This window comes from Oscillibacter sp. KLE 1745 (genome assembly GCF_000469445.2).
Taxonomy (GTDB): domain Bacteria; phylum Bacillota; class Clostridia; order Oscillospirales; family Oscillospiraceae; genus Oscillibacter; species Oscillibacter welbionis.
Genome location: NZ_KI271678.1, coordinates 1 through 15,430, shown reverse-complemented (window position 1 = coordinate 15,430; position 15,430 = coordinate 1). Strand labels below are relative to the sequence as shown.

Sequence of the window (15,430 nt, the reverse complement as noted above, 5' to 3'; positions counted from 1 at the left end):
CGGGGATGATCCCCGCCGGGCGCTCGTATCCCGTCAGCTATGTTCCGCTGGGCCGTCCGGCTCTACGGTAAATACTTCTTCAATGGGCACCCCGAACACCTTGGCGATGTTCCAGGCCAGCACCAGAGAGGGGTTGTACCGCCCCTTTTCCAGGTTTCCGATGGTCTCCCGCCGGACCCCCACCAGCTTTGCCAGCTCCTCCTGCTTCAGGCCCAGACGGGCCCGGTGCTCCTTCATCCGGTTGCGGATCACGGCTCCAGCCCCCAGCTCTCCCGGAAGCCGTACCAGGCGGCGGTCAGGGCGTAGACCACCACAGAGGCAGCCCAGCCAACCGTGCAGCCGGTAAGGAGTGCCCGCTGGGGGGTAAAACCGCCCAGCGTCAGGGTCCCCAGCACAGCGGCCGCCATCATCAGCATCCCGACCACAAACGCCCGGGAGGCGGACCGGGCCAGCTGCGCTTCCAGCATCTCGTCAGACTTCAAAAAGAAGTACTGGAAGTCCACCGCAAAGGCGAAGAAGCCCAGGAATCCCCGCGCTTCCGTAAACACGCCTGCGAACCCCAGCAGGGAGAGAAAACCCAGCATTCCATACAATATCTGCTTTTTCATAAGTGGCCTCCCTAATCAGCGTTCCAAAAAAGCGGTATATTTCGCTCTTTATGAGGTGAATATATCATATACCACTTACGCTGTCAAGTATGAAGCTGGCATGAGCAGTCTCCGCGCGTCAAGCGTCAAATCCCCCTGAGCTTGCTTTCCCGCAAGGGCACGCAAAACTCACAGATATGCGCTGAGACCTTCGGATGCGCATATCGTTCTAGGATGGGTCTCGTGCCGTCCACAGGCAGCCGTGCTGCGCGTTGGGGAAGGTCTCTCCAGAAATCTGACACGCCCTCTTCTGTATGGGGGACTTCAAATACTGCCCAGCGGCCGCCGGCAACGGTGCGGACCGGCAGGCCGCAGGGGTCTTCTCGGCCGGTGAGGATCATGCCCACGTCATACCTCTGCCGGTCCTCCGGGATCTGCGCCGGATCGTCCAGAGCGATGCCCAGGATCGTTGTATCCTCCTGAAGCAGCGCATGTTCTCTCAGGTATCGTTTGAACTGCTCCATCAGCTGCCGGTTGCCTTCGCCATACCCGCCGGTCCGGCGCATATAGGCGATCTGCATGTCTCCCAGTTTCTCAATGGTCAAGCGACCACCTCCTATATGTTGATTCGTGTCCGGCCGGACAGCGAAATACTACATAGAATTCAAATATTTTGCAAGAACTTTTTTAAAATGATTGACTTTTCAGATTTTGGCTGATATACTAATTGAGCCGCTTTGAATGGGTTAAAAAGTGTCCCACCGGGACCGCCCCCGACAGCGAGCCCGTAATGAAGGAGTTGAAACAACGACATGAACGCAATTATCGTGACCGGCGGCAAGCAGTACAAGGTAGCCGAGGGCGACGTGGTCTACATCGAGAAGCTGGACCAGGAAGCCGGCGACACCGTGAAGTTTGACCAGGTCCTGGCCATCCTGGACGGCGACAAAGCCACCTTCGGCACTCCCGTGGTGGAGGGCGCTTCTGTGGAGGGCAAGATCGTCAAGAACGGCAAGGGCAAGAAGATCCGCATCTTCAAGTACAACGCCAAGAAGGGTTACCGCAAGCGTCAGGGCCATCGTCAGCCTTACACCAAGGTCGAGATCGGCAAGATCTCCGTCTGAGTATGACCACTGTCGTATTCCGTATGGAGGGCGACCGGATCACCGGCTTTGAGGCCCGCGGCCACAGCGGCTACGCCGAGGCGGGCGCCGACATCGTCTGCGCCGCCGTCACCAGCGCCATCCGTCTGGTGGAAGCCACCGTCAATGACGTGCTGGGCCTAGCCGCATCGGTTAAGGTTCGGGAGCAGGACGCGTCCATTTCGCTCCATCTGCCCGGAGGGCTGTCCCCCACGGCGGAGAGCACCTGTCAGTCTCTGCTGGCAGGCTTGATGGTTTACTTCTCCGCACTCCACGACGAGTATCCCGACAACATCGAAGTTCTGGAGGATGATTGATCCTCCCCATCTAAAAATCTTCAGAAAGGATGGTCCGTATCATGATTCGTATTGGTCTTCAGTTCTTCGCCCACAAGAAGGGCGGCGGCTCCACCAAGAACGGCCGTGATTCCAAGGCCAAGCGCCTTGGCGCCAAGCGTGCCGACGGTCAGTTCGTCCAGGCCGGCAACATCCTGGTGCGTCAGCGCGGCACCCACATCCACCCCGGTGTGAACGTGGGCAAGGGCACTGACGACACCCTGTTCGCCACTGTCAGCGGCACAGTCCGCTTCGAGCGGCTGGGCAAGGATCGTAAGCAGGTCTCTGTCTACGAGGCTGAATAAGGAAGCCAAACCGCCCCGGTCAAATGACCGGGGCGGTTTTTTGCCGTTATGCGGTTTCTTGAAATGGTCCGTTTCAGAAACAGAGCGACCTTCTGGCCGGCATCAGTCAAAGCCAGTTGAGGGGATTCAGGATCTCCAGGAAAAACATCCAGAATGTGTCTTTAAAACAGGATTTTCGGCTCCTTTTCCCAGGAAACAGTGCCCGTATAAAGGCAATCAGCAGACATAGCAGGAGATACAGGACAGACACCAGTATGACCAGCAGGATCACGTCCTCCATCGTACAGCCCCCTTCTCGCAGAACATTTTATAGCGAAACCAGTATAACACAGCCTGCCCCACGGCGCCACAGACTCTTCCGCCTTTTGATTCTTGTACACAAGAAGCTTCAGCAGAACGCCTCCGCTCTTGACGTGTGGCAGGTTTTCGGATAAAATAGGCAAGATTAGGAATTCTTTGAATAGATCACAATATGAGGTGCAACCATGGCAACTTCTTTCATCGATAAGGCCCGAATCTCTGTCCGGGCAGGGAACGGCGGCAACGGTGCCGTGTCCTTTCACCGAGAAAAATATGTGGCTGCCGGCGGGCCGGACGGCGGCGACGGCGGCCGGGGCGGCTCCATCATTTTGCAGGTGGATGACAATATGTCCACCCTGATGGACTTCCGCTACAAGCGCAAGTACGTGGCCGGCAACGGCGCCGACGGCCAGGGGGCCCGGAAGACCGGCAAGGACGGCACAGATCTGGTCATCAAGGTTCCACGGGGCACGCTGGTGCGGGACGCAGAGACCGGCGAGATCATGCAGGACATGTCTGGCAGCGAGCCCTATGTCCTCTGCAAAGGCGGTCGGGGCGGCTGGGGCAACAGCCACTTCGCCACTCCCACCCGGCAGGTGCCCCGCTTTGCCAAGGCGGGACTCCCCGGCGAGGCCCATGATGTCATCCTGGAACTGAAACTGCTGGCGGACGTGGGGCTGGTGGGCTTCCCCAACGTGGGCAAGTCCACGCTGCTCTCCGTGGTATCCAAGGCCCAGCCCAAGATCGCCAACTACCACTTCACCACCCTGTTCCCCAATCTGGGCGTGGTGTGGGTAGAGGACGGCGTCAGCTTCGTCATGGCGGACATTCCCGGCATCATTGAGGGCGCCAGCGAGGGCGCCGGCCTGGGCCACGACTTCCTGCGGCACGTGGACCGCTGCCGCCTGCTGGTCCATGTGGTTGACGTGTCCGGCAGCGAGGGCCGGGACCCGGTGGAGGACTTTGACGCCATCAACGCGGAGCTGAAGCAGTACAGCCCGGACCTGGCGGAGCGGCCCCAGATCGTGGCCGCCAACAAGGTGGACATCCTCCCCCCGGACTCCGACAACCTGGAGCGGCTCCGGTCTCATGTGGAGGCTCTGGGCTACACGCTCCTGGAGATTTCCGCAGCCGCTCACCAGGGCACCCGGGAACTGGTGAAGAAGACGGCGGAGATGCTCTCCGTCCTGCCCCCTGTCACTGTGTATGAGCCGGAGTATGTGCCGAAGGCCCCGGTGATCGATGCCTCCGCCCCGCTGGACATCCACCGGGAGGACGACGGTACCTGGATCGTGGAGGGTCCCTGGCTGCGGCAGGTGATGGGCAACGTGAACTTCGCCGACTATGAGAGCCGGATGTGGTTCGACAAGGTGCTGCGGGATAATGGCTTCTTCCAGAAGCTGGAAGAGATGGGCATTCAGGACGGTGACATTGTTTCCCTATACGATTTTGAATTTGAATACCAGCGGTAAAATCCAGGGGCGAGCCATTTGGCCCGCCCCTGTTCTTCCAAAATTCAAAACAAAAATTAGAGAAATTTTTTACGCTTTTTTGTAATGAACTCACAAAGTTTTTTTCAAAGCTTGACAGGCGGGCCCAGCGTGTTGTACACTCAGCCCAAGTTCAAAAGCACAAACCAATGACGCGGACGAGTACACGGACGTCGCTTCTCCAAGAGAGCTGCCGGTGGTGGGATGGCAGCAGAAGGGGCCCCGCCGAATGGACCGCAGAGGGCGGGCTGAACGGGATCTCTCCCCAGTAAGCGCCGACGGGCTTTTCCCCCGTTACCAGGGAAAGACGTGTGTTGGCACGTCGCCGAGTGGGCGAGTAATCGCCAAGTTGGGTGGCACCGCAGAAGTCGCAGACTTTTGTCCCAAGGGAACCATAGGAATGGGTCCTTGTGGGATGAAGGTCTTTTTCTTTTTCTCCAAAGGGCCGCAGATCAGAAAGGAGCACAACCATGACATTCGAGAAAATCCCCTACAAAATCTACCTGACCGAAGACGAGATGCCCATGAATTGGTACAATGTCCGGGCAGATATGAAGACCAAGCCCGCCCCTCTGCTGAACCCCGCCACCGGCACGCCCATGGGCTTCGATGACCTGCGTCCGGTGTTCTGCGACGAACTGATCCGGCAGGAACTGGACAATGACACCCGGGAGATCCCCATCCCCCAGGAGATCCGGGACTTCTATAAAATGTACCGGCCCTCTCCCCTGGTGCGGGCCTACTGCCTGGAGGAAAAGCTCCAGACCCCCGCCAAGATCTACTACAAGTTCGAGGGCAACAACACCTCCGGCTCCCACAAGCTGAACAGCGCCATCGCCCAGGCTTACTACGCCAAGAACCAGGGCCTCAAGGGCGTCACCACTGAGACCGGCGCCGGCCAGTGGGGTACTGCCCTCTCCATGGCCTGTTCCTACCTAGGGCTGGACTGCCAGGTCTACATGGTGAAGGTCAGCTACGAGCAGAAGCCTTTCCGGCGGGAGGTCATGCGGACCTACGGCGCCGCCGTCACCCCCTCCCCCTCCGATACCACCAGTGTAGGCCGGGCCATTCTGAAGGAGCACCCGGGTACCACCGGCTCCCTGGGCTGTGCCATTTCCGAGGCAGTGGAAGCCGCCGCCAGCCAGCCCGGCTACCGCTATGTGCTGGGCAGCGTCCTTAACCAGGTGCTGCTGCACCAGTCCATCATCGGTCTGGAGACTAAGGCGGCTCTGGACAAGTACAACATCGTGCCCGATATCATCATCGGCTGCGCCGGCGGCGGCAGCAACCTGGGCGGTCTGATCTCCCCCTTCATGGGTGAAAAGCTGCGGGGCGAGCGGGATTACCAGTTCATCGCCGTGGAGCCCGCCTCCTGCCCCAGCTTCACCCGCGGCAAATTCGCATACGACTTCTGTGACACCGGCAAGGTCTGCCCCCTGGCCAAAATGTACACTCTGGGCAGCAACTTCATTCCCTCCGCCAACCACGCCGGAGGTCTGCGGTACCACGGCATGAGCCCCGTGCTCTCCGAGCTGTACCATGAGGGGCTGATGGAGGCCCGTGCGGTAGAGCAGACAAAGGTCTTTGAGGCGGCGGAGCAGTTCGCCCGGGTGGAGGGCATCCTTCCGGCGCCGGAGTCCAGTCACGCCATCCGGGTAGCCATCGACGAGGCTATGAAGTGCAAGGAGACCGGCGAAGAGAAGACCATTGTCTTTGGCCTCACCGGCACCGGCTACTTCGATATGGTGGCCTATGAGAAGTTCCACAACGGCCAGATGACCGACTATATCCCCACTGACGCAGAACTGGAGGCCAGCTTCGCCCAGCTGCCCAAGGTGCCGGGACAAGATTGACCCTAGTCACGAAGACAGCGGAGGACATGTTGTCCTCCGCTATTTTCTCTGTTCCGGTGGTTTTTCTGCATAAATGTCGCCGGTCTGCGCAAACTGGATCCGAATCCATTTGCCCAGACTGGAGGAATGTCTTGTGTCCAATCCCAACCGCCGCGGCGCCATGGCGCTGGTGTCCGCCTCCCTGTGCCTGACGCTCGCCGCGCTGTTTTATTTCACTGCCCCGGCACCGGCCCTCACCGCCTCCGCCCCCATCGCGGTCCCTGCGGCTGCGGACTGGGGGCTATCCTTCCCCACAGAGGGGGAATCCCCAGTGGGCAATGCCTCTGCGGAGGACCTGGCCCAATACGGTGCCTACTACCTGGGGGATACCAGCCAAAAGGTCCTCTACCTCACCTTTGACTGCGGATATGAGAACGGCTGCACAGAGGCCATACTGGACGCCCTGAAAAAGCACAATGCCCCCGCCGCCTTCTTTGTGGTGGGGCATATGATCGAATCTGCTCCCGACATCGTCCGCCGCATGGCGGCAGAGGGCCACATTGTGGGCAACCACACGTACCACCACCCGGATATGTCCAGCATCTCGGACATGGCCGCATTCCAGAAGGAGCTGACGGACCTGGAGACCCTGTACCAGGAGACCACAGGACAGCCTCTCTCCAAGTTCTACCGCCCGCCTCAGGGAAAATACAGTGTGGAGAATCTGAAGCAGGCCCAACAGCTGGGATACACCACCGTGTTCTGGAGTCTGGCCTATGTGGACTGGAACACGGACGATCAACCTTCTGCGGAGGAGGCCTATGCCAAACTGCTGCCCCGCATCCACGACGGAGCCATCGTGCTGCTCCACTCTACCTCCGCCACCAACGCCGCGATCCTGGATGACCTGCTGACCAAGTGGGAGGAGATGGGCTACACCTTCGCCTCCCTGGACCAGCTGCCCGGGCTGGCCTGACCACGCACCGGACCGGACGCAGCGCCCGGCTTCATTCTCCCCTTGCTTCCTGCCGCCTGACATGATAGGATGGTGGAGACGAAAGGGGGCGGCGTCCCATGCGTTCTCTCTCCAAATCCAAGTGGATGGAAGCTGTTCAGTCCTACGTGCTCTATTTCTTTTTCTACTCCGTGCTGGGGTGGCTGTATGAGGTGTTTCTGGAAGTGGTGGTCTACCGCTGGGGATTCACCAACCGGGGTGTGCTGCTGGGGCCCTACTGCCCGGTGTACGGCGTCGGCGCCCTGGTGTTCCTGCTGGCCTTCTCCCGCCTGATGGCTAAGCGGGAGCCAGCGTGGTTCCGCTGGGTGAAGCCGGTGCTGGTGTTCCTGGGCTGCATGATCGCCGCCACCGCCATCGAGCTGGCCACCAGCTATCTGCTGGAGGCCCTGACCGGCGCCTGGCCCTGGCAGACCTACCGAGACTACGCCATCAACTTTGAGGGCCGTATCGCTCTCTCCCCCTCCATCCGCTTCGGACTAGGCGGACTGCTGTTCCTGTACGTGGACCAGCCCCTGTTCCACCGGCTGGTCCACAGCCTGTCGCCCCGGGTGCGCCGCGGGGCTTGCATCGCCGTTCTGGTGCTACTGGCTGTGGACTGCGCCGTGCTGCTGTTCCGGTGATGCCGCCTGCCGCATTAATCAAAAGAGGACTGACTTGGTCAGTCCTCTTTCTGTTCTTCCATCATCTTTTCCAGATACTGCTGGATGCAGCGGAACGTCTCCTCGCTGAGGTCGTGTTCCACCTTGCAGGCATCCTCCGAGGCCACCTCCGGCGTTACTCCCAGAAGGACAAAGAGCTTGGAGAGGGTCTTGTGCCGACCGTAGACACGGCTGGCCACTTCCAACCCGCTTTCATTCAGAGTGATGAATCCGTCCGCATCCATCGAGATATAACCGTTTTCCCGCAGCTTCTTCATGGCGATGCTGACGCTGGGCTTGGAGTATCCCAGCTCGTTGACGATGTCAATGGACCGCACCTGCCCCCGCCGCTGCTGCAAAACCAGGATGGACTCCAGATAGTCCTCTGCGGACTCGTGGATTACCATGGCGCTCAACCTTTCTCTTTGGAGAATAAATCACTTGCCGGAAAACGTGAGCCGCCTATCGGCCGTGATCTATTTCGAGCGGGAAAGGTCATGCGGATAGTGGAAAAAAGAGAGACATGCTTTAACATGTCTCTCTTTTTTGGTGGAGATAAGCGGGATCGAACCGCTGACCTCTTGACTGCCAGTCAAGCGCTCTCCCAGCTGAGCTATACCCCCGAACCGCTTGTCCTATGCGGCTTTCGCGCTCGGAACATTGATAAGTATAACAAGATCATCGCCAAATGTCAACACTTATTTTTCGATTTTTCAAATTTTTTCAATAGGGGGTTTTCACTCCTCTTCAGGCCGCAGGACACCGTGGAGGACGAAGCGTGCATTCTCAAATTCATAGCTGCAGGTGGAGAGCGTCACCACCCGGTCCTCTGCCCTGGGTGACACCTTGCTGGAAAAGGCGGACTTCTCCCCCACCTCCTCCAGCCAGGCCAGGTACGCCTGCTCATCGGAGAAATCCAGCATCCAGGCACTCTCCGCCGTGTCCGCCACGTAGCCGGAAAACAGCTCCACCACATACCGCCCCTCCGGCGTCACCAGCAGAAAAACCGGGTGGGCGTCATAGTAGACCTGCTCCTGATAATTCCCCAGGGCGGCAAACATAGTGCCGTTTTTCATCCGATGGCCGTAGATCACCGTGTTGCGGCCAGAAAAATCCGGCCGGCATGATGTGTCCACAAAAAGGCACCCGGCGCTGTTGGCCGTGCCGTCCAAGAGATGGTCCAGGTAATAGTCATTGTCCGTCCCCTGGACCACCGGGTAGGAGATGCCGGTGTCCGGGCCGTAGAGCCAGGCAGTCACATCCGGATTCACCGCCGCCAGGGCCGTGAAGTCCACCTCCGGCCAGGCCAGCTCTGCCGGCGTCTCCTCCGTCTCCTCCGACGCAGGGGGCAGGGACGCAAACTGCTCCAGTTTGAAATAGGCGTCTGCTCCCACCCGGTACTCGTGCAGGATCCGCAGGACCTGATATCCGCTGAAGCAGGCAATGCCCAGAAACAGGCAGAGAAAGAGCCCGCAGCTCCGGCCCTTCATACCCCCTCCTCCTTTGCGCAGTCCTTCCAGCGCAGGCTGCGAAGCTCGTCCTTCTGCTCCGGCGTGATCCGATAGCTCTCCACAGCCTTCTGAATGGTCTTGTTGTGGGTCCAGCGGTCCAGGCGACGCTGCCGCAGATAGGGCAGCGCCGCGTCGTACTGCTTGGCCAGGGCGGTGGCAAAATACCAAGCCGCCATCATCTTCACGTAATACTCCTCCCGCCGGACACCGGCAGCCAGATCCAAGTCCTCCATCTGAAACCCCTCATCCAGATAAAAGCTCATCAGCATCCCCAGGCCGAAGCGGACAGTATAGGTGTGCGCATCCTCCACCCAGCGGCGGATCTGTTTCCGCAGCTCCGGCGGATGCTTCCGGAATGCCTTCGGGCTCAACAGGTCGCAGGTGGCCCAGTTGTCCACATAGGGCAGGAATGTCTCCAGCGCCGCCACGGCACCGTCATAGTCCGGGATCGCCGAGATCAGTAAGCCGTGGAGGTTATTCTCCTCATAATAGCGGTGGGGCAGCTCCTGGAGGAAGCCCTCTGCCACCGGCGTTCCGGCGATTTCCCGGGCCAGCTTCCGCAAAGCCGGCATCCGGACGCCGATCACCGTCTGCGGGTCTATGGTGGGTATCAGCTTGCTCTGAAAAGCCTGATAGGCCGGGTCCCGCAGGGCAAAGAGCGCAGTTTGGATGTCCGTCATATCCCCGCCTCCCATCAGCGCAGCTCGTCCTTCAAATTGCCGTCCAGATCCAGCCACTGGACGGCGTCCTCCGTCATCCGCATACAGCCGTGCCAGCTGTTCTCCTTGGGGATAGAAACAGAGCCGGGGTTCCAATACCACACCCCGTCCTCCAGACGCCTCATGGGCACGTGGAAGTGGCCGTAGACCACATACCCCGCCCCGTCCAGCAGGGTCCGGGAGGGCCGCTGATCCACATTGAAATGGTGGCCGTGGGTCAGGAACAGCCGCCTGCCGCACAGCTCCTCCACCCGGAAGTCCGCCTCGATGGGAAAGTGCAGTACCATCTGGTCCACCTCCGCATCACAGTTGCCGTGGACACAGAGGATCCGGTCCTTCACGCTGTTCAGCATGGCAAAGACCGCCTTGGGATTGTATCCCTCCGGCAGGTCGTTCCGGGGGCCATGGTACAGCAGGTCCCCCAGCAGCACCAGGCGGTCCGCCCCCCGCTTCTCCATCAGGTCCAGCAGCTTCCGGCAGTACAGGGCACTGCCGTGAATGTCCGACGCGATCCATACGTTCATCGTTCTTCTCTCCTGTCGTTTCGTGTCTCTTCCGGGTATGCGGGCCCAATCTCCAACTCCTCATAACCGGTCTCGCTGTCCGGCCGGCGGGTGAACACGCAGCTCCCGATTTCCGCTAGTACGATCTCGGCCGTGGTGTTCACCGTGCACCCCGGCAGCAGGTGGCCGCCGAAGGCGGAGAGGTCCTCCCGGCTGAAGCTGGCGTGAAGGTGGCAGCCGTACTCCGATACGGTGCCCATCAGGGAGACGATCTCCACATCCTCCTCTCCGCTGCGCACCCGGACACCGGTCGCGTCCCGCAGCCGCCAGCGGGAGACGCAGCCCACACCGGAAACCACTGCCCCGGCGGCGATATGATGCGCCTTCACATAGGCCTCGATCTCCTCGTACAAATCCTGCCCCCGGCGGAGGCGGAAACAATGATACATGATGTTCCCTCCCTGATTGCCCCCGTCTCCGGCGGCTTTGCGGCTATTGTACCACGGAACGGCGCCGCGTACAACGGATTTCCGGCGACAATGTGCAGGGGCGCGGCTTCCGCCGCGCCCCTGCGCCTCATTTGGACCGCTTCAGCACTTCCAGCACAAACCGCCACACCCGCTGGACGGAGGCGATCTCCATCCGCTCCCGCGGGGTGTGGATGTCCAGCAGATTCGGGCCAATGGACACGCAGTCCAGCCCCGGCAGCTTGCCGCTCAGAATACCGCACTCCACGCCCGCGTGGATGGCCTCGATCTTTGGCTTCCGGCCGTACTGCTCCTGAAAGACCTCCGTCATCAGGTCCCGCAGGGAGGAGTCCTGCCGGTACTCCCAAGCGGGATAATCCCCGGAGATGGAGACAGTGCCCCCCAGCTGCGCCATCAGGGTCCGGAGGCGACGGTGGAGCATCTCCTTCTGGCTGCCCAGGGAGCTGCGGACGCAGAAGGTGGCCGTCAGGGCCGTCTGGTCCGCAGCCAGGATGCCCAGGTTCAGCGAGGTCTGCACCAGACCGTGGATCTCCATGCTCATGGCCTGGACGCCGTTGGGCAGGCAGGTGAGCATGCAGACTGCCCGCTCTGTGGACGCCCAGTCCATAGGCGTCTCCCGCACGGTGCAGGGCGCCGCCTCCACGCGGAGGCCCGGGTCCGCTGCGGCATATTCCCGGGAGAGATCCGCGGCCAATGCCTCCGCCGCCTGCCGGGCGACGGCATCGTCAGATACCACCACCTGGGCGGACGCCTCCACGGCGATGGCGTTGTCCTTTCCGCCGCCCGCCGCCGTCACCAGGCGCAGCTCCGTCCGTTCCGCCATGGCCTGGAGCAACCGGCCCAGCAGCACACAGGCATTGGCCCGGCCCTTGTGGATCTCTGTGCCGGAGTGCCCCCCGGCAAGCCCCCGGACCGTCACCTCCAGCACCGCGCCGTCATAGGGCGCCCGGGTCACGGGCAGAGTGCACTGGGCCATGCTTCCGCCTGCGCAGCTGACGGTGAAGATTCCCTCCTCTTCGGAGTCCACGTTGATGAGCTTCCGCCCCCGGAGAGGCGCGGTGTCCAGGGCCTCCGCCCCCAGCATTCCGATCTCCTCGTCCGTGGTGAGGACCACCTCCAGCCGGGGGTGGGGGATCGCCTGATCGTCCAGGATCGCCAGGGCCATGGCCACCGCAATGCCGTCATCGCCGCCCAGGGTGGTGCCCTTCGCCCGGACGCAGCCGTCCTCCACCAGCAGGTCCAGGCCCTCTCCGGCCATGTCCTTGGTGCAGCCGGGCTCTTTTTCACACACCATATCCAGGTGGCCCTGAAGAATGACGGGTGCCGCCGCCTCATACCCGGGCGTGGCCTCCTGGATGATAATGACGTTCCCCGCCTGGTCCTGATGGCACTCCAGCCCCCGCTCCCTGGCAAAGGCTGCGCACCAGTCGCTGACCGCCTGGCAGTTCCGGGAGCCGTGGGGGATGGCACACAGCTCCTCAAAGAAGCGGAACACCCACTGGGGCTCCAACTGTTCCAACACGCGCATAAACACTCCTTTCCCGGCGGGCCATTCTCCCGGCGCCGCCGCCTGTTTCCGCCTTGTAGTATATCCCATTCCCAGGGGCGGCGCAAGCCGATTGGGAAAAACAGAAGAGGCGCCGGCCATTTTGCCGGTGCCTCTTCCCCGTGCGCTGTCTCTCACGAAAGCTCAGAGAACCGTAGGACCACCTTGAACAGGTCTCCGTCCACAGTCAGCTCCAGGGTGCCCTTCTGGAGCTCTGTCAGGCTCCGGGCGATGGAAAGGCCCAGGCCGTTTCCCTCGCCGCCTCGGGCGGCGTCTCCCCGGACGAACCGTTCCAGCAGTTCCTCCGCCGGGATATCTAACGGCGCCCGGGAGGTGTTTTTGAAGGAGATCACCGCCTGGCCGTCTCGCTCCTCCAGCGTCAGGTACACCCGGGTGCCCCGCTGGGCGTACTTACAGATGTTGTTCATCAGGTTGTCGAACACCCGCCACAGCCGTCGGCCGTCCGCCAGGATGGTCACCGCTGTCTCCGGTTGCCGGGTTACCAGGTCCAGGCCCGCGTCCTTCAGCTTCTGTTCGTACTCCCCTGCCGCCTGGGTCAGCAGCACGCCAGGCTGGCAGGGGGCCAGATTCACCTCCAGATTCCCTGTGGAGGCCTTGGACGCCTCCACCAGATCCTCGATCAGCCGCTTCAGCCGCTCGGACTGGCGGGTGAGGACAGCCGCGTACTCCGGGATCTTCTCACTGTTCGGGGGCTCCTTTCCGATGAGGTCCGCGTAATTGATGATGGAGGTCAGGGGCGTCTTGATGTCGTGGGACACGTTGGTGATGAGCTCCGTTTTCATCCGCTCGCTGCGCATCCGCTGGTCCACCGCCGCCGCCATGCCCTGGGCGATGTGGTTCAGGTCCTCGCCGTGGGATTTGAAGTCCAGCACCATCCGGCTGGTGTCCACCTGATAGCTCAGGTCCCCGGCGGCCAGAGCCCGGCCGCCCAGCAGCAGCTTCCGGCACATGAGGGCCAAAGCCAGCACCGCCAGGAGCAGCAGGAGCTTCTCAAAGATCCACAGGAGCGCCAGCAGGCCCCAGCTCCAGGCGAACATGCTGAACAGGATCCCAAGGCCCTCCAGGACACAGAGGCCCAGGAACACCAGCACGGTCTTGCCCACCAGGGGGACGTTGTGAAGCAGTCCCGCCAGCCCATGCGCTGCGGCCCGGAGGCCGCTGCCCAGGGTCCGAAGGACCGCCCCGCCGCCACGGCGGAGCAAGCGGAGGGCCACATAGACCACCGTATTTCTCCACCAGCCACCCAGTTTGAGCCGCAGGGCCAGGGACATGCACCAGCCGGTAAAGACGCCCGCCAGGGCGGCAGGACCCAGTACCACAGCCAGCACCACGCCAATGCCTCCAAAGTTGGCCTCCACCACCAGTTGGATGCCCAAGAACAGCCCCAGTGCCACCGCCGCCGTCAGAAGGTCCAGTGGGATCCGTGTCCCCCAGCCGGGACGGACGCCGTCCACGTAAGGATGGTGCCCGGCGGCACACAGCAGGAAGATGAAGCAGACTGTCACCAGCAGCGCCGCAGCAGCGATGATGGCGTAGATCCAGTAGCGGAGGGCGTAGGCCAGTTCCGCCAGCCGGTTGGCCAGGGCGTAGTCGTCGTCATAAACAAACACAGAGGACAGCGGCACTGTAATCCGCACGGTATAAGCGTTCTCAACAACGCCGGCGCTGGGCCGTTCCGGATTTGCCCAGTCATAGGAAAATCTGAACTGCCACGGACTATCATATTCTGCAAGCCCCGTGTACCAGAGCTCCCTGCCGGTCTTATCCTGTACCATGACGTAAGAGATGTTCCGCTCCGCACAGTAGCTGTCTGCTGCTTCCGTATTCATCTGGTATACCTGCTCTTCACTGTTCCAGATCAGGAAATTGAGAAGCGTCTGCCCGTCTCCCCAGGCGATATTGGAAAACAGCTCCTGCTTGAAAGCCGTCTCGCTGGTGACATAGACGTCGGTGCTGTACAAAAACACCGCGCCCAGCACACCGCCGGCGGTAACGGCGGTCATCACCAGCATCAGCAGAAAGGCTATGACCTTGGCCGCCGTACTCTCCGTGAGCCTCTTTTTCCGTTTCGGTGCCGGAGGCTGCATGGGCTGCTCCTCCATCACCGCCTGGGCGATCTCCTTTTCGATGTTCTGTTCGATGGCCTTCATGTCCGCATCCCCTTTTCCAGTTTGTACCCCTGGCCCCAGACCACCTTTAAGTACCTGGGCTCCGCCGGGTCGATCTCGATCTTCTCCCGCAGGTGGCGGATGTGGACTGCCACTGTGTTCTCACTGCCGAAGGGAGCGTCCTTCCATACCTTCCGGTAGATCTCCCTGGGGGAGAACACCTGCCCCGGGTGCTCCAGCAGCAGCTTCAGAATATCGTACTCCGTGGGCGTCAGAGCTACCGGATCCCCATCCACGGCGACGGTCTTCTCCCGGTCGTCCATCTGGATAGTGCCCAGGGTCAGCACCTCCGGCCGGAGTGCACCGCCCCCCAGCTGGAAGTACCGCCGCAGCTGGCTGCGGACCCGGGCAGCCACCTCCACCGGGTTGAAGGGCTTGGTGATGTAGTCGTCTGCCCCCACGTTGAGGCCCAGGATCTTATCCGTGTCTTCGCTCTTGGCAGTCAGCAGGATCACCGGCACGTTACTCACCTGCCGGAGCTTTGCCAAAGCGGTAATCCCGTCCATCTCCGGCATCATGATGTCCAGCAGCACCAGATGGATGTCCTTCCGCTCCAGGGCATCCAGAGCCTCCTGACCGGTGTGGGCCTCCAGCAAATGGTAGTCCGGATTGGCCAGGTAGATTTTCAGCGCGTTGACGATGTCCTGTTCATCGTCGCAGATCAGGATGTTATACATGGGGCTCCCTCCTTGGCTTCCATGATACCGGATGGCGGTTTAATAAAAAACCGGGAAACTTCTTAAGATTTTATGAAGACCGCTTTCGGTGCCGCCTTCCGCCGGGCGGCACAGCCGGACAAACGGGAATCTCTGAACGCACGGAGCGGCCCC

At 61.2% G+C, this 15,430-nt stretch carries 18 protein-coding genes and 1 tRNA gene; 7 read left to right on the top strand and 12 right to left on the bottom strand.

Translation table 11 applies throughout. The features are described 5' to 3' along the window. Nucleotides 1–33 precede the first annotated feature (33 nt). The 3 genes from HMPREF1546_RS02500 to HMPREF1546_RS02490 all read right to left on the bottom strand — a co-directional run bounded on the left by HMPREF1546_RS02500 (nt 34) and on the right by HMPREF1546_RS02490 (nt 1,192). On the bottom strand, nt 34–252 hold the full coding sequence (locus tag HMPREF1546_RS02500) for a helix-turn-helix transcriptional regulator (RefSeq protein WP_025543763.1): 219 nt from the start codon (nt 250–252) through the stop codon (nt 34–36). Continuing rightward, nucleotides 249–608 (bottom strand): DUF3796 domain-containing protein, encoded by a 360-nt coding sequence (locus HMPREF1546_RS02495; protein ID WP_021750088.1) that lies wholly within the window; start codon nt 606–608, stop codon nt 249–251. The genes HMPREF1546_RS02500 and HMPREF1546_RS02495 overlap by 4 nt, the downstream gene beginning before the upstream one ends. A 125-nt stretch (nt 609–733) precedes the next feature. Beyond that, nucleotides 734–1,192 carry a GyrI-like domain-containing protein gene (locus HMPREF1546_RS02490; protein ID WP_021750087.1) on the bottom strand — a complete coding sequence of 153 codons (459 nt, stop codon included), beginning with the start codon at nt 1,190–1,192 and terminating at the stop codon, nt 734–736. Between the two features lie 207 nt (nt 1,193–1,399). Between HMPREF1546_RS02490 and rplU the strand changes: the two genes are divergently transcribed. The 7 genes from rplU to HMPREF1546_RS02455 all read left to right on the top strand — a co-directional run bounded on the left by rplU (nt 1,400) and on the right by HMPREF1546_RS02455 (nt 7,626). Further along, the gene (gene rplU, locus HMPREF1546_RS02485; RefSeq protein WP_021750086.1) at nt 1,400–1,711 is read left to right on the top strand and encodes a 50S ribosomal protein L21; all 312 of its coding nucleotides are present in this window, start codon (nt 1,400–1,402) and stop codon (nt 1,709–1,711) included. Between the two features lie 2 nt (nt 1,712–1,713). Further along, a complete protein-coding gene (locus HMPREF1546_RS02480; RefSeq protein WP_021750085.1) occupies nt 1,714–2,046 on the top strand; it encodes a ribosomal-processing cysteine protease Prp in 333 nt (110 codons plus the stop codon). Nucleotides 2,047–2,087: 41 nt separating this feature from the next. After that, entirely contained in the window at nt 2,088–2,369 is a 282-nt protein-coding gene (rpmA, locus tag HMPREF1546_RS02475; protein ID WP_025543765.1) for a 50S ribosomal protein L27, read from the top strand. 485 nt (nt 2,370–2,854) lie between these two features. Beyond that, nucleotides 2,855–4,141, top strand: coding sequence for a GTPase ObgE (obgE, locus tag HMPREF1546_RS02470; RefSeq protein WP_021750082.1), 1,287 nt, complete (start codon nt 2,855–2,857; stop codon nt 4,139–4,141). A 488-nt stretch (nt 4,142–4,629) separates the two neighbouring features. Continuing rightward, nucleotides 4,630–6,012, top strand: coding sequence for a TrpB-like pyridoxal phosphate-dependent enzyme (locus tag HMPREF1546_RS02465; RefSeq protein ID WP_021750081.1), 1,383 nt, complete (start codon nt 4,630–4,632; stop codon nt 6,010–6,012). 133 nt (nt 6,013–6,145) lie between these two features. Next, a complete protein-coding gene (locus tag HMPREF1546_RS02460; RefSeq protein ID WP_025543766.1) occupies nt 6,146–6,967 on the top strand; it encodes a polysaccharide deacetylase family protein in 822 nt (273 codons plus the stop codon). Between the two features lie 98 nt (nt 6,968–7,065). Next, a complete protein-coding gene (locus tag HMPREF1546_RS02455) occupies nt 7,066–7,626 on the top strand; it encodes a putative ABC transporter permease (RefSeq protein WP_036630755.1) in 561 nt (186 codons plus the stop codon). Nucleotides 7,627–7,664: 38 nt separating this feature from the next. Here the strand turns inward: HMPREF1546_RS02455 and HMPREF1546_RS02450 are convergent, their stop codons facing one another. The 9 genes from HMPREF1546_RS02450 to HMPREF1546_RS02410 form a co-directional block, all read right to left on the bottom strand. Then, nucleotides 7,665–8,051 (bottom strand): metal-dependent transcriptional regulator, encoded by a 387-nt coding sequence (locus tag HMPREF1546_RS02450; protein ID WP_021750078.1) that lies wholly within the window; start codon nt 8,049–8,051, stop codon nt 7,665–7,667. 140 nt (nt 8,052–8,191) lie between these two features. Next, nucleotides 8,192–8,267, bottom strand: a tRNA-Ala gene (locus tag HMPREF1546_RS02445). Nucleotides 8,268–8,381: 114 nt separating this feature from the next. Continuing rightward, the gene (gene srtB / locus HMPREF1546_RS02440) at nt 8,382–9,134 is read right to left on the bottom strand and encodes a class B sortase (RefSeq protein ID WP_021750077.1); all 753 of its coding nucleotides are present in this window, start codon (nt 9,132–9,134) and stop codon (nt 8,382–8,384) included. Next, entirely contained in the window at nt 9,131–9,835 is a 705-nt protein-coding gene (locus HMPREF1546_RS02435; protein WP_036630753.1) for a DNA alkylation repair protein, read from the bottom strand. Before HMPREF1546_RS02435 ends, srtB begins: the two co-directional genes overlap by 4 nt. 14 nt (nt 9,836–9,849) lie before the next feature. Beyond that, entirely contained in the window at nt 9,850–10,398 is a 549-nt protein-coding gene (gene yfcE / locus HMPREF1546_RS02430; protein ID WP_021750075.1) for a phosphodiesterase, read from the bottom strand. Then, on the bottom strand, nt 10,395–10,826 hold the full coding sequence (locus HMPREF1546_RS02425; protein WP_021750074.1) for a PPC domain-containing DNA-binding protein: 432 nt from the start codon (nt 10,824–10,826) through the stop codon (nt 10,395–10,397). Before HMPREF1546_RS02425 ends, yfcE begins: the two co-directional genes overlap by 4 nt. A gap of 127 nt (nt 10,827–10,953) precedes the next feature. After that, the gene (locus HMPREF1546_RS02420) at nt 10,954–12,393 is read right to left on the bottom strand and encodes an aminoacyl-histidine dipeptidase (protein WP_036630752.1); all 1,440 of its coding nucleotides are present in this window, start codon (nt 12,391–12,393) and stop codon (nt 10,954–10,956) included. Nucleotides 12,394–12,545: 152 nt separating this feature from the next. Continuing rightward, nucleotides 12,546–14,582, bottom strand: a complete 2,037-nt coding sequence (locus HMPREF1546_RS02415; RefSeq protein WP_021750072.1) for a HAMP domain-containing sensor histidine kinase — start codon at nt 14,580–14,582, stop codon at nt 12,546–12,548. Then, nucleotides 14,579–15,277 (bottom strand): response regulator transcription factor, encoded by a 699-nt coding sequence (locus HMPREF1546_RS02410; RefSeq protein ID WP_021750071.1) that lies wholly within the window; start codon nt 15,275–15,277, stop codon nt 14,579–14,581. The genes HMPREF1546_RS02415 and HMPREF1546_RS02410 overlap by 4 nt, the downstream gene beginning before the upstream one ends. Nucleotides 15,278–15,430 lie beyond the last annotated feature (153 nt).

Bases quoted from the DNA above. Each gene is read 5' to 3' on its own strand.
- HMPREF1546_RS02495 (WP_021750088.1), bottom strand. From the start codon at position 608: ATGAAAAAGCAGATATTGTATGGAATGCTGGGTTTTCTCTCCCTGCTG.
- rplU (WP_021750086.1), top strand. From the start codon at position 1,400: ATGAACGCAATTATCGTGACCGGCGGCAAGCAGTACAAGGTAGCCGAG.
- HMPREF1546_RS02480 (WP_021750085.1), top strand. From the start codon at position 1,714: ATGACCACTGTCGTATTCCGTATGGAGGGCGACCGGATCACCGGCTTT.
- rpmA (WP_025543765.1), top strand. From the start codon at position 2,088: ATGATTCGTATTGGTCTTCAGTTCTTCGCCCACAAGAAGGGCGGCGGC.
- obgE (WP_021750082.1), top strand. From the start codon at position 2,855: ATGGCAACTTCTTTCATCGATAAGGCCCGAATCTCTGTCCGGGCAGGG.
- HMPREF1546_RS02465 (WP_021750081.1), top strand. From the start codon at position 4,630: ATGACATTCGAGAAAATCCCCTACAAAATCTACCTGACCGAAGACGAG.
- HMPREF1546_RS02455 (WP_036630755.1), top strand. From the start codon at position 7,066: ATGCGTTCTCTCTCCAAATCCAAGTGGATGGAAGCTGTTCAGTCCTAC.
- HMPREF1546_RS02450 (WP_021750078.1), bottom strand. From the start codon at position 8,051: ATGGTAATCCACGAGTCCGCAGAGGACTATCTGGAGTCCATCCTGGTT.
- srtB (WP_021750077.1), bottom strand. From the start codon at position 9,134: ATGAAGGGCCGGAGCTGCGGGCTCTTTCTCTGCCTGTTTCTGGGCATT.
- HMPREF1546_RS02435 (WP_036630753.1), bottom strand. From the start codon at position 9,835: ATGACGGACATCCAAACTGCGCTCTTTGCCCTGCGGGACCCGGCCTAT.
- yfcE (WP_021750075.1), bottom strand. From the start codon at position 10,398: ATGAACGTATGGATCGCGTCGGACATTCACGGCAGTGCCCTGTACTGC.
- HMPREF1546_RS02425 (WP_021750074.1), bottom strand. From the start codon at position 10,826: ATGTATCATTGTTTCCGCCTCCGCCGGGGGCAGGATTTGTACGAGGAG.
- HMPREF1546_RS02420 (WP_036630752.1), bottom strand. From the start codon at position 12,393: ATGCGCGTGTTGGAACAGTTGGAGCCCCAGTGGGTGTTCCGCTTCTTT.
- HMPREF1546_RS02415 (WP_021750072.1), bottom strand. From the start codon at position 14,582: ATGAAGGCCATCGAACAGAACATCGAAAAGGAGATCGCCCAGGCGGTG.
- HMPREF1546_RS02410 (WP_021750071.1), bottom strand. From the start codon at position 15,277: ATGTATAACATCCTGATCTGCGACGATGAACAGGACATCGTCAACGCG.